Source organism: Citrobacter sp. Cf116 (assembly GCF_030336505.1).
Taxonomy (GTDB): Bacteria; Pseudomonadota; Gammaproteobacteria; order Enterobacterales; family Enterobacteriaceae; genus Citrobacter; species Citrobacter freundii.
Map to the genome: position 1 here is coordinate 1164035 of NZ_JAOWEQ010000037.1, position 12274 is coordinate 1176308.

At 55.4% G+C, this 12274-nt stretch carries 10 protein-coding genes; 2 read left to right on the top strand and 8 right to left on the bottom strand.

Annotation, left to right across the window (positions count from 1 at the left end):
- The first annotated feature begins 24 nt into the window (after nt 1-24).
- Nucleotides 25-942, top strand: coding sequence for a ribonuclease BN (gene rbn / locus OGV74_RS14950; RefSeq protein ID WP_003845091.1), 918 nt, complete (start codon nt 25-27; stop codon nt 940-942).
- A gap of 64 nt (nt 943-1006) precedes the next feature.
- Complete coding sequence (locus OGV74_RS14955; protein WP_003839364.1) at nt 1007-2011, top strand: chemotaxis protein; 1005 nt, start codon at nt 1007-1009, stop codon at nt 2009-2011.
- A gap of 59 nt (nt 2012-2070) precedes the next feature.
- Here the strand turns inward: OGV74_RS14955 and nuoN are convergent, their stop codons facing one another.
- The 8 genes from nuoN to nuoG form a co-directional block, all read right to left on the bottom strand.
- The gene (gene nuoN, locus OGV74_RS14960) at nt 2071-3528 is read right to left on the bottom strand and encodes an NADH-quinone oxidoreductase subunit NuoN (protein WP_003027689.1); all 1458 of its coding nucleotides are present in this window, start codon (nt 3526-3528) and stop codon (nt 2071-2073) included.
- Between the two features lie 6 nt (nt 3529-3534).
- Complete coding sequence (gene nuoM / locus OGV74_RS14965; RefSeq protein WP_003027692.1) at nt 3535-5064, bottom strand: NADH-quinone oxidoreductase subunit M; 1530 nt, start codon at nt 5062-5064, stop codon at nt 3535-3537.
- Nucleotides 5065-5247: 183 nt separating this feature from the next.
- Nucleotides 5248-7089 (bottom strand): NADH-quinone oxidoreductase subunit L, encoded by a 1842-nt coding sequence (gene nuoL, locus OGV74_RS14970; protein WP_003027695.1) that lies wholly within the window; start codon nt 7087-7089, stop codon nt 5248-5250.
- On the bottom strand, nt 7086-7388 hold the full coding sequence (gene nuoK / locus OGV74_RS14975) for an NADH-quinone oxidoreductase subunit NuoK (protein ID WP_000612644.1): 303 nt from the start codon (nt 7386-7388) through the stop codon (nt 7086-7088). Before nuoK ends, nuoL begins: the two co-directional genes overlap by 4 nt.
- Nucleotides 7385-7939: an NADH-quinone oxidoreductase subunit J gene (gene nuoJ / locus OGV74_RS14980; protein WP_003028059.1), complete on the bottom strand. Its 555-nt coding sequence runs from the start codon at nt 7937-7939 to the stop codon at nt 7385-7387. Before nuoJ ends, nuoK begins: the two co-directional genes overlap by 4 nt.
- Nucleotides 7940-7950: 11 nt before the next feature.
- Nucleotides 7951-8493, bottom strand: coding sequence for an NADH-quinone oxidoreductase subunit NuoI (gene nuoI / locus OGV74_RS14985; RefSeq protein ID WP_003028062.1), 543 nt, complete (start codon nt 8491-8493; stop codon nt 7951-7953).
- Nucleotides 8494-8507: 14 nt separating this feature from the next.
- Nucleotides 8508-9485, bottom strand: coding sequence for an NADH-quinone oxidoreductase subunit NuoH (nuoH, locus tag OGV74_RS14990; RefSeq protein ID WP_003028063.1), 978 nt, complete (start codon nt 9483-9485; stop codon nt 8508-8510).
- The gene (gene nuoG, locus OGV74_RS14995; protein WP_003839358.1) at nt 9482-12208 is read right to left on the bottom strand and encodes an NADH-quinone oxidoreductase subunit NuoG; all 2727 of its coding nucleotides are present in this window, start codon (nt 12206-12208) and stop codon (nt 9482-9484) included. Before nuoG ends, nuoH begins: the two co-directional genes overlap by 4 nt.
- Nucleotides 12209-12274: the final 66 nt, after the last annotated feature.

Below are 12274 nucleotides of genomic sequence, written 5' to 3' on the forward strand. Positions count from 1 at the left end.
GATGGCGAAAAGTGTAACGCGAAGATGGAATTACTATTTTTAGGCACGTCAGCGGGAGTCCCCACTCGCTCACGCAATGTAACGGCAATTTTACTGAATCTGCAACACCCGACTCAGGCGGGGCTGTGGCTTTTTGATTGTGGTGAAGGGACGCAGCATCAGATGCTCACCACCCCTTTCAATCCAGGAAAACTCGATCGTATTTTTATCAGCCATCTGCACGGCGATCACCTGTTTGGTTTACCGGGACTACTGTGCAGTCGCTCAATGGCCGGCAATGTCCAGCCTCTGACGCTTTACGGGCCAAAAGGGTTGCGAGAGTTTACCGAAACCGCATTACGTCTGAGCGGCTCTTGGACCGATTATCCGATGGAAATTGTGGAAATCACCGCAGGTGAGATTGTCGATGACGGCCTGCGTAAAGTCACGGCGTACCCGCTGGCGCATCCGCTGGAGTGCTACGGTTTTCGCATTCAAGAGCATGACAAACCCGGTGCGCTTGACGCTAGCGCCCTGAAGGCAGCAGGTGTTAAAGCGGGCCCGTGGTTTCAGGATTTGAAAGCCGGGAAAACTATCGTGCTGGAGGATGGACGTACGATCCACGGCGCCGACTTCCTCGCCCCGGCCACCAGGGGAAAATCAGTCGCTATTTTCGGTGACACAGGACCCTGCGCGTCCGCCATTGAACTGGCTCGAGGTGTAGATGTCATGGTACACGAAACCACGCTGGATGCCTCAATGGAGGAGAAAGCGAACAGTCGCGGGCACAGCTCAACCCGACAAGCCGCACAGCTGGCGCTGGATGCCGGAGTGGGACGCCTGATCATGACCCACGTTAGCTCACGCTATGATGAAAAAGGCTGTCAGCGTTTGCTTGAAGAGTGCAAAGCGATTTTTCCAGACACGGAACTGGCTCACGATTTCGCCATTTTCAGCGTTTAACGCTTTATTTTTCCGCCTCAGTGCCGATAACAGTGGAAAGGCTGGCTTTCACACTGAGGACAGGATGAACAATTTCCAGAAAGATATTGATGACAGGACAAACCTAACCCTGTCTAACCGTTTTGAACTGCTGCTATTTCGCCTCGGCAAATCTGTTGAGGAGCAGAAATCAGAGCTATTTGGCATCAACGTATTCAAGCTGCGTGAAATCGTGCCGATGCCGACCTTTACACGTCCGGCTGGTATGAAGGCCCCGCTGCTGGGTATGGTTAATATTCGCGATCAGGTGATCCCGGTGATTGACCTGCCCGCCGTCGCGGGCTGTAAACCAGAGACCGGACTCAACATCCTGTTGATCACAGAATATGCCCGCAGCGTCCAGGCGTTTGCGGTGGAGTCAGTGGAAAACATTATGCGCCTGGACTGGCAACAGGTGCATACCGCCGAGAAAGCCGTCAATGGTCGCTATATCACCAGTATCGCTTGCCTGGACGACAACAAAGAGACCAACAACCTGGCGCTGGTGCTCGACGTTGAGCAGATCTTGTACGACATCGTACCGGCGAACCACGACCTGCGCGCAACCGATCTGAAAACCAATAAATTCAACATCACGCCGGGTGCGGTGGCGATTGTGGCAGATGATTCAAAAGTGGCCCGCGCAATGCTGGAAAAAGGGCTTAACGCCATGGAAATCCCGCATCTGATGCATGTAACGGGCCAGGATGCGTGGGAAAAAATACAGCAGCTTTCCGCAGAAGCACTGGCGGAGGGCAAGCCTATTAGCGAGAAGATCGCCCTGGTACTCACCGATCTCGAAATGCCGGAGATGGACGGTTTTACGCTTACCCGCAAAATAAAAACCGACGAACGCCTGAAGAAGATCCCGGTCGTTATCCACTCTTCGCTTTCCGGTAGTGCGAACGAAGATCATGTTCGCCGAGTAAAAGCGGATGGCTACGTGGCCAAATTCGAAGTCAATGAGCTTTCTTCAGTGATCCAGGAAGTGATGGATCGCACAGCAAAAGGCATCAGCGGTCCGCTGGTGAGCCGTCAGCTATTGAACTGACCGTATTTCACGCATAAAAAAACCCGCCGAGGCGGGTTTTTTCGTTACTGCATGTAGCCTTACATCAGCGGAGTCGCTAACTGCACAATGCTGATCAGCGGTTGCGGGTAAATACCCAGCACCAGTACCAGCAGGGCAGAAATCAGCACCACGATACCGCCCGCGCTGTACTGCCAGTTGGATGGCGCATCTCGGTTCAGCTGTTGCGGTGCGCTCAGGTACAGGCTCACGGCAACACGCAGATAGTAGTACAAACCAATCGCCGAACCGACCACCACAGCGGCAACCAGCCACCACAGGTTAGCCTGCACACCGACTGCCAGTACGTAGAACTTACCGATAAAGCCCAGCGTCATCGGGATACCGGCCAGAGACAGCATCATTACCGTCATCACTGCCGCGAGGATCGGACGATGCCAGAACAGACCACGGTAGGAGAACAGAGAGTCCGCATCCGGGCCGCGGTACGGGCTGGACATCAGGCTGACCACACCGAACGCGCCGAGGCTGCTGAACAGGTAACCGGCCAGGTAAACGCCAACCGCTTCCATCGACATCTCGCCGCTCTGCAGAGCAATCAGCGCCACCAGCAGGTAGCCGAGATGAGAGATAGAAGAGTAACCGAGCAGACGTTTAATATTGGTCTGGCTCAGCGCCATCAGGTTACCGAAGATGATGGAAGCAAAGGCAATCACGCCCAGTACGATACGTACCGCTTCGCTATCCCCTACCGGTGCGTACAGGAACAGACGCATCACCACGCCGAAGATAGCGATTTTGCTCGCCGTCGCCAGGAAGGTGGAAACCGGAGCCGGAGCGCCCTGGTAAACGTCTGGCGTCCACAGGTGGAACGGAACCAGCGAAAGTTTAAAGCCGAGGCCAACAATCATCAGACCGAAGCCCGCCAGCAGCAGCGGTTCGTGCAGCATGCCGTCGCCGAGGCTCTTACCGAGCGCAACAAACGACAGATTGCCAGACTGCGCGTACACCAGCGCCATACCGAACAGCAGGAAGGAAGACGCTGCGGCAGACAGAATGGTGTATTTGATACTGGCTTCCAGCGAACGTTTCTGACGGAACGCATAGCCAACCAGACCAAACAGCGGCAGAGAGATCAGCTCAATACCAAGGAACAGCGCCGCCAGATGGTTAGCATTAGCCAGCAGAATACCGCCGAGTGCGGCAATCAGCACCAACAGGTAGAACTCTTCCCGGTTGTCATCGTAGCCTTCCAGCCACGGGTAAGCAAAGGTACAGGTGGCAAGACTCGCCAGCAGCACCAGTCCGGTGTAGAGCATGGCGAAACCGTCAACCCGCATCAGCGGGGTGACGTCCATGGCGCCAGCCTGGCCAACAAACCAGAGCGAAACCAGCGCGGCGTTAAGCCCAATGACCGATAACGTGGCATTGAGGAAGTGATTGCGTCGCCACGCAATGGAGAGCATCACAACCACCACCGTCAAGCCGACGATCAGCAGCGGTAGCAGCGCAATCAGGTGTTGTGGAGTTATTGTCATGGCGATTTACGGCCTTGTAGTAGTAACGGAATTAACAAACCACTGCTGGATGTTGCTCATCGCAGAATGCGAGGTATCCAGAATCGGCTGCGGATAAAAGCCAAGCAGTACCAGAAGCACGACCAGCAACAGGATGATAAACAACTCACGCAGCGACATCCCTGGCAGTTCAACACTGGCAATCTGGCTCTTCGCTTTACCGAAGTAAGCGCGATGCAACATCGCCAGCGAGTAAACAGAGGCAAACACCAGACCAAAGGTCGAGATCACGGTAATGACCGGAACCACCTGGTAGCTGCCGAACAGAATCATAAATTCGCCAACGAAGTTACCTGTACCCGGCATACCCAGCGTACACACGGCGAAGAACATTGACAGCGCAGGCAACCATTTCATTTTGCCCCACAGGCCGCCCATCATACGCATATCACGCGTGTGCAGACGTTCGTACAGCTGACCACACAGAATGAACAGACCGGCTGCGGACAGACCGTGCGCGATCATCTGAATAACCGCACCCTGGTAAGCCAGCTGGCTGCCGGTGTAGATAGCAATCAGTACGAAGCCCATGTGCGATACGGAGGTGTAAGCAATCAGGCGTTTGATATCGTACTGATTAAAGGCCATCCACGCGCCGTAGAAGATACCGATAACACCCAGCCACATTGCGATAGGTGCAAACTCCGCCGACGCGTTCGGGAACAGCGGCAGAGAGAAGCGCAGTAGACCGTAAGCCGCGGTTTTCAGCAAGATCCCCGCCAGGTCAACAGAACCTGCGGTCGGCGCCTGGGAGTGCGCATCCGGCAACCAGCCGTGCAGCGGAACCACCGGCATTTTCACCGCGAAGGCGATGAAGAAGCCCAGCATCAGCAGATATTCCACACCGTGGGACATCGGGGTATTCAGCAACTCTTCATAGTTGAAGGTCCACACACCGGTCGCTTTATAGTGCACAAACACCAGCGCCAGGATGGCAATCAACATCACCAGACCACTCGCCTGGGTATAAATGAAGAACTTGGTCGCCGCCGTGATACGCGTTTTACCGTCAGAGGCTTTATGCCCCCACAACGCGATCAGGAAGTACATCGGCACCAGCATCATTTCCCAGAAGAAGAAGAACAGGAACATGTCGATGGCAAGGAACACACCAATCACGCCGCCTAAGATCCACATCAGGTTCAGATGGAAGAAGCCCTGGTATTTTTCGATTTCATTCCAGGAGCAAAGTACCGCCAGAACACCGAGCAGACCGGTCAGCACTACCATCAGCAGCGACAGACCGTCGATAGCCAGATGAATAGAGATGCCAAAACGTGGGATCCACGGCAGGACAAACTCAGACTGCCACTGCGGAATGCCAGCGGATTGCGTCAGTGAATAGCCGCCCTGCAACCACAGTTGCAGGCCAAGCGCCAGCGTCAATCCCATGGTAATCAGCGCGATCCAGCGCGGCACCTTCACGCCAAAGCGTTCGGTCTGCCAGCACAGGAAGCCACCGATAAAGGGAATTAATATTAGCCAGGGTAGTAACATGGCGATCTTTATTCCTTGTTAAAGTCCCATCAGGACCTGATTTTCAACGAATTCTCAAACAGAAAATTCACTTCGGATTGCGGCTTTTTTTGCCCGGTGGCGCGAACGCTTACCGGGCCTACAGATTCCCGTAGGTCGGATAAGCGCGAGCGCCATCCGACATCAACCCCACAATCCTCAAACTCAACGCAGTACCATCAACAGTGCCAGCACAACGACGGCGCCGATGCTCATTGATGCGACATACCAGCGCAGATAACCGTTCTCGCTCAACAACAGGCCTTTACCTGCAAAGCGGGAAAGGATCGCCGGAATGTTCATCATTGAGTTGAGCGGATCGCGTTTCAGCAACCAGGCAACACCCAGGAACGGCTTGACGAACACTTTGTCATACAGCCAGTCGAAGCCCCAGGCGTTATACCACCAGGTACCCAGCAGGCGGCCCGGCGCACTGTTGGCAATCGATGTCACAAGCTGGCGTTTACCCAGCCACAGCCATGCTGCGATCAGGATGCCCGCAATCGCTACGATACCGGAGGTAATTTCCAGCGTCATGACGCGACCATGCTCAAGCTCGGTCGTCGCAGGCAGTACACCCTGCAGCGGCGGCACAATCAGCGCGCCAACGAAGGTGGACAGGATCATCAGCACAATCAGCGGCAGATGATGGGTAATCCCCTTCCCTGCATGAGCGTGAATTTGTTCTTTACCGTGGAACACGATGAAAATCATACGGAAGGTATACAGAGAGGTCATGAACGCACCGACCAGACCTGCGACCATCAGATTAATATGACCATTCGCCATTGCACCGGCCAGAATCTCATCCTTACTGAAGAAGCCAGCGGTAATCAGCGGCAGAGCCGACAGCGCCGCGCCACCGATCAGGAAGCAGAGATACACCAGCGGAATTGACTTACGCAGTCCGCCCATCTTGAAGATGTTCTGTTCGTGGTGGCAAGCCAGGATAACCGAGCCGGATGCCAGGAACAGCAGCGCTTTAAAGAAGGCGTGCGTCATCAGGTGGAAAATCGCCGCATCCCACGCCTGTACACCGAGAGCCAGGAACATATAACCAATCTGGCTCATGGTGGAGTACGCAAGAACGCGTTTGATGTCGGTCTGTACCAGCGCAGCAAAACCCGCCAGCACCAGAGTGATGGCACCGATAATCCCCACCAGGTGCAGGATTTCTGGGGTCATCAGGAACAGGCCGTGCGTACGTGCAATCAGGTAGACACCGGCAGTAACCATCGTCGCAGCGTGGATAAGCGCAGAGACAGGCGTCGGGCCGGCCATCGCATCAGCAAGCCATGTTTGCAACGGCAACTGCGCAGATTTACCGACCGCACCGCCCAGCAGCATCAGGGTTGCCCACATCAGCATGTTGTTACCATCTGCAAAGTGCGCAGGCGCCAGTTCCACCATTTCGCGGAAGTTCAGCGTGCCCAGCTCGTTGTAGAGGATGAACAGCGCGAACGCCAGGAATACGTCACCAACACGGGTTACCACGAAGGCTTTCATTGCCGCAGCGCCATTCTTCGGATCGGTATAGTAGAAACCAATCAGCAGATAGGAGCACAGGCCCACGCCTTCCCAGCCGAGGTACATCAGCAGCAGGTTATCCGCCAGCACCAGAACCACCATGCTGGCGATAAACAGGTTGGTGTAGGCGAAGAAACGAGAATAGCCCTCTTCTCCGCGCATATACCAGGAGGCGAACATGTGGATCAGGAAACCGACACCGGTCACCACGGAGAGCATGGTCAGCGACAGGCCATCCAGCACCAGGTTAAAACCGATGTTGAAGTCGCCGACTGACATCCAGGTCCACAGCGGCTGGCTGTAAGCCTGCTGGCCATTGGCAAAGAAATCAACGCCAACAAACGCAGTCACCAGCGCGGCCAGACCGATCGACCCGACACCCACGGTAGCGGACAAATTTTCTGACCAACGACCACGGGAAAACGCCAGTAATACAAAGCCAATAAATGGCAGAATAATGGTTAAGGCAAGCATGTTCATCCACGCATCTCACTTACTGAATCGATGTTCAGGTTCTGGCGACGGCGATGAAGTTGCAGCAACAGCGCAAGTCCAATGCTCGCTTCCGCAGCCGCAAGGCTGATGGCGAGAATGTACATCACCTGACCATCGGTCTGGCCCCAGTAGCTTCCGGCGACCACAAAGGCCAGCGCGGAGGCGTTAATCATGATTTCCAGCCCGATCAGCATAAACAGCAGATTGCGGCGGATAACCAGACCAGTCAAACCCAGGACGAATAAAATCGCAGCGAGGATCAGTCCATGTTGTAAGGGGATCATGCGTGCTCCTCCGTTTTTCTTTTCGCGCGGTCATCAGTGCGATTGCTCAGCACTTCACCTGAACGCTCTTCGCGCCCCACGTGGAAGGCCACAACCAGGCCCGCCAGCAGCAGCATCGAAGCCAGTTCGACCGCCAGTACATACGGTCCGAACAGGGAAATACCGACTGCTTTCGCGCTAATTGGCGTCCCGTCGATGCCCTGATCGTTTACGCCCAGAATCGCGTAAACAATGACCACCAGCATGATGGCCGACAGAATCGCCGGACCAATCCACACCTGAGGTTTCAGCCACTGGCGTTCCTGTTCAATTTCAGAACCACCGAGGTTGAGCATCATTACCACGAATACGAACAGCACCATGATAGCGCCCGCGTAGACGATAATTTCCAGCGCACCGGCGAAGTAAGCGCCTAACGAGAAGAACACCCCGGAAATCGCCAGCAGCGAAATAATCAGATACAGCAGTGCGTGTACCGGATTGGTGTGGGTGATCACCCGCAAGGTTGCGAGAATGGCTATCAGGCCACAGATATAAAAAGCGAACTCCATTGCCCCTCTCCTTACGGTAACAGGCTCTTGACGTCGATAGGCTTGGCTTCGTTCTCTGCTTCGCCCTTATCTTTGCCGTCGATTGCCATACCTGCCATCCGGTAGAAGTTATATTCCGGGTATTTGCCCGGACCGGAGATCAGCAGATCCTCTTTCTCGTAAACCAGGTCCTGGCGCTTGTACTCACCCAGCTCGAAATCTGGAGTCAGCTGAATAGCCGTTGTCGGACAGGCTTCTTCGCACAGGCCGCAGAAAATGCAGCGTGAGAAGTTAATGCGGAAAAACTCCGGATACCAGCGGCCATCTTTGGTCTCTGCTTTTTGCAAAGAGATACAGCCTACCGGACACGCTACCGCGCACAGGTTACAGGCAACGCAGCGCTCTTCACCGTCTGGATCACGAGTCAGAACGATACGACCACGAAAACGGGGCGGTAGATAGACCGGCTCTTCCGGGTACATCTGCGTTTCGCGTTTCGCGAACGCATGCAGGCCGATCATCCAGATACTGCGTACCTGGGTGCCGAAACCTACGAACAATTCTTTTAAGGTCATGGTCTTTGTGTCCCTTATTGCGCCTGCCAGAGAATGACAGCCGCCGTTACCAGCAAGTTGACGAGCGTCAGCGGCAGACAGACTTTCCAGCCGAAGGACATTACCTGGTCATAACGAGGACGCGGTAACGACGCACGAATCAAAATGAACATCATCATGAAGAACGCGGTTTTCAGCGCGAACCAGACGAATGGTGGTAAGAACGGGCCATGCCAGCCACCGAAGAACAGGGTAACCATCAGTGCAGAAATGGTGACGATACCGATGTACTCACCCACAAAGAACAGACCGAATTTCATACCGGAATATTCAATGTGGTAACCGTCGGCCAGTTCCTGCTCGGCTTCTGGCTGGTCAAACGGGTGACGGTGACACACCGCCACGCCCGCGATGGCAAAGGTGACAAAACCAAAGAACTGCGGAATAACGTTCCAGATATCAGCCTGGTTGTTGACGATGTCGGTCATGTTAAATGAACCGGCCTGCGCCACCACGCCCATTAGGGAAAGTCCGAGGAACACTTCGTAGCTCAGGGTCTGCGCAGACGCACGCATCGCACCGAGCAGGGAGTATTTGTTGTTACTGGACCAGCCGGCGAACAGCACCGCGTATACCGCGAGGCCCGCCATCATCAGGAAGAACAGGATCCCGATGTTCAGGTCAGCAACCACCCAGTTCGGACTCACTGGCACGATGGCGAAAGCCAGCAGCAGCGAGGTGAAGGCGATCATCGGTGCCAGGGTAAAGATGACGCGATCCGAGAATTTCGGGATCCAGTCTTCTTTAAAGAACATCTTGATCATGTCCGCAACCAGCTGGAGCGAACCGCCCCAGCCAACACGGTTCGGTCCGTAACGGTTCTGGAACAGACCCAGCAGACGACGTTCGCCAAAGCTCATGAATGCCCCGCAGGTGACCACCACCAGCAGGATCACCACAGCTTTGAGAATGCTCAGCAGGATCTCAATCAGATCGGGTGTAATCCAACTCATTGTTGTGCCTCCTGCAGATCCTCAAGACGCGCACCTGCCAGAACCGGCGCGATGCCAGGCATGCCCATCGGTAAACCAACCTGCCCTGCCGTTAATCCTTCAGCGATTTCAACCGGCAGCGTAACCGTGTTGCCATCGTAGCTGAAAGAAACGCGCGTACCGGCATTAACACCCAACTTCGCGGCATCAGCCGGGTTGAGTTTGATGTACGGCTGCGGCATACGGGTCTGGAAGACCGGCGCACGCTGGGACATTTCGTCACTGCCAAACAGGTGATAGTAAGGCGCGATACGCCACTGACCATCCTGAGCCTGGAAGCTCGCCGGAACGGTAGTGAAGTAATCCATACCATCCGCAGAAGCTTCGATCAGGCGCACGCCCGGATCGCCATGACGCAGTTTACCGCCCACTTCATCCTGGAACTTGTTCCACGCCTGTGGGGAGTTCCAGCCCGGAGCCCAGGCAAACGGAATTTGTGAACGCGGTGCAGACGGCTGGTTGTTCCCTTCCATAGAGAAAGCGAACATAGTGTCTTTGTCCTGCGGTTGACGCGGTTCGTGTACGCTGATGTTGGCGCGCATTGCGGTACGCCCACTGTAGCGGTGCGGTTCACGCGCCAGCTTCTGTCCACGGATACGGAAGCTTGCGTCCGGCGCGGCATCTTTAATGCCCGCCAGCTGCGGCAACTTCTCAACGACCGCGTCGATAACGTGGTCGAGCTGCGTCCAGTCCACTTCACGGCTCTGCACGGTGCTGTGCAGCGAGTGCAGCCAGCGCCAGCTTTCCAGCATTACGGTGTTGCTGTCGTAGTAGGATGGGTCATAAACCTGGAAGAAACGCTGGGCGCGGCCTTCGTTGTTAATCACCGTACCATCGCTTTCGGCGAAGCTTGCAGCGGAAAGCACCAGATGGGCGTTTTCCATAATTGCCGTACGCTGATGGTCAACGACCAGTACCAGCGGCGCTTTCGCCAGCGCGGCATCAACGCGAGCGGCTGAAGCATGGCGATGCAGGTCATTTTCCAGCACCACAACAGCGTCAGCGCGGCCTGTTTCCAGCTCGGTCAGCGCATCGTCAAGGGAACCACCGCCAATCATGCCGAGGCCCATGCTGTTAACCGAGCGAGCAATCATAGTGATGCCGACGTCTGCGCCACGGCCTTTCAGCGCCTTCGCCACGTTGGCAGCCGCCTGAATCACTTCGGCGCTACCGGCGTTGGTGCCGGAAATAATCAGTGGTTTCTTCGCCCCGGCTAGTGCCTGAACGATAACGTCAATTTTGTTCTGCAGGTCACGGTCGATACCGTCAACCGCCGGCGCGTTGTTATCCAGCGCGTGGGCGATAGCGAAACCTAAACGCGCCTGATCTTCAACCGGTGCGCGATAGGTCCAAGCGGCGATATCGTCCAGACGGGTGTTATCGACGTTGGTAACGAATAGCGGATGCTTAGCACGCTGGCCGATATTAAGGATTGCTGCGATCTGCCAGTCAGCCACTTTCTGTGCCGCCGCCATTTCACGCGCTTTACCTTTCACCGCCTGACGCACTGCCAGCGCAACGCGTGCGCCGGTCTGGGTGACATCTTCGCCCAGCACCAGAACCGCATCATAAGATTCGATTTCGCGCAGAGCCGGAGTATGAATCCCGCCGTCACGCAGTACGCTCAACGCCAGTTGCAGACGATCCAGTTCGCCCTGAGCGATACCGGTATAGAAGTTATCCGCACCGACCAGTTCACGCAGCGCGAAGTTACTTTCAACGCTGGCGCGCGGGGAGCCAATACCAATCACTTTCTTCGACTGACGCAGAATATCTGCCGCGCCCTGCATCGCCTGCTCGGCGTTCAGCGTGATCAGGTCATCGCCACGACGCTGTACCGGCTGACGCGGACGGTCTTTCAGGTTCACGTAACCATAGCCGAAACGACCACGGTCGCAGAGGAAGTAGTGGTTAACGGTACCGTTATAACGGTTTTCGATACGACGCAGTTCACCGTAGCGCTCGCCCGGGCTGGTGTTACAGCCGATGGAACACTGCTGGCAGATGCTCGGCGCAAACTGCATGTCCCATTTACGGTTATAACGCTCGGAGTGCGTTTTATCGGTGAAGACGCCGGTTGGACAAATTTCGACCAGGTTGCCAGAGAATTCGCTTTCGAGCGTACCGTCTTCCGGACGACCGAAGTAGACGTTGTCATGTGCGCCATACACGCCCAGATCCGCACCATCGGCGTAATCTTTGTAGTAACGTACACAGCGATAGCAGGCGATGCAGCGGTTCATTTCGTGAGAGATGAACGGCCCCAGGTCCTGGTTACGGTGAGTACGCTTCGTGAAGCGGTAGCGACGGAAGCTGTGACCGGTCATGACGGTCATATCCTGCAGGTGGCAGTTGCCGCCCTCTTCACAGACCGGACAGTCGTGCGGGTGGTTAGTCATCAACCACTCCACGACGCTTTCGCGGAACTGCTTCGCTTCTTCGTCATCAATAGAAATAAAGGTGCCTTCGGTGGCCGGTGTCATACAAGACATCACCAGGCGACCACGCGTGTCTTCCGCGTTCTGATATTGCTTCACCGCACACTGGCGGCAAGCACCGACGCTTCCCAGCGCCGGGTGCCAGCAAAAGTACGGAATATCAAGGCCAAGAGACAGACAAGCTTCCAGCAGGTTGTCCGCTCCGTTGACCTCATATTCTTTGCCGTCTACATGAATCGTAGCCATAGTCAGCATGCTTCCAGTTGGCTCGGTCGTAACCGAGCGTTAATCGAATTTCTTATCGCGACACAG

What these genes read in the sequence shown, in the direction of transcription:
- nuoL (WP_003027695.1), bottom strand. Translation starts at nt 7,089, where the DNA reads ATGAACATGCTTGCCTTAACCATTATTCTGCCATTTATTGGCTTTGTA.
- nuoM (WP_003027692.1), bottom strand. Translation starts at nt 5,064, where the DNA reads ATGTTACTACCCTGGCTAATATTAATTCCCTTTATCGGTGGCTTCCTG.
- OGV74_RS14955 (WP_003839364.1), top strand. Translation starts at nt 1,007, where the DNA reads ATGAACAATTTCCAGAAAGATATTGATGACAGGACAAACCTAACCCTG.
- nuoK (WP_000612644.1), bottom strand. Translation starts at nt 7,388, where the DNA reads ATGATCCCCTTACAACATGGACTGATCCTCGCTGCGATTTTATTCGTC.
- nuoJ (WP_003028059.1), bottom strand. Translation starts at nt 7,939, where the DNA reads ATGGAGTTCGCTTTTTATATCTGTGGCCTGATAGCCATTCTCGCAACC.
- nuoI (WP_003028062.1), bottom strand. Translation starts at nt 8,493, where the DNA reads ATGACCTTAAAAGAATTGTTCGTAGGTTTCGGCACCCAGGTACGCAGT.
- rbn (WP_003845091.1), top strand. Translation starts at nt 25, where the DNA reads ATGGAATTACTATTTTTAGGCACGTCAGCGGGAGTCCCCACTCGCTCA.
- nuoN (WP_003027689.1), bottom strand. Translation starts at nt 3,528, where the DNA reads ATGACAATAACTCCACAACACCTGATTGCGCTGCTACCGCTGCTGATC.
- nuoG (WP_003839358.1), bottom strand. Translation starts at nt 12,208, where the DNA reads ATGGCTACGATTCATGTAGACGGCAAAGAATATGAGGTCAACGGAGCG.
- nuoH (WP_003028063.1), bottom strand. Translation starts at nt 9,485, where the DNA reads ATGAGTTGGATTACACCCGATCTGATTGAGATCCTGCTGAGCATTCTC.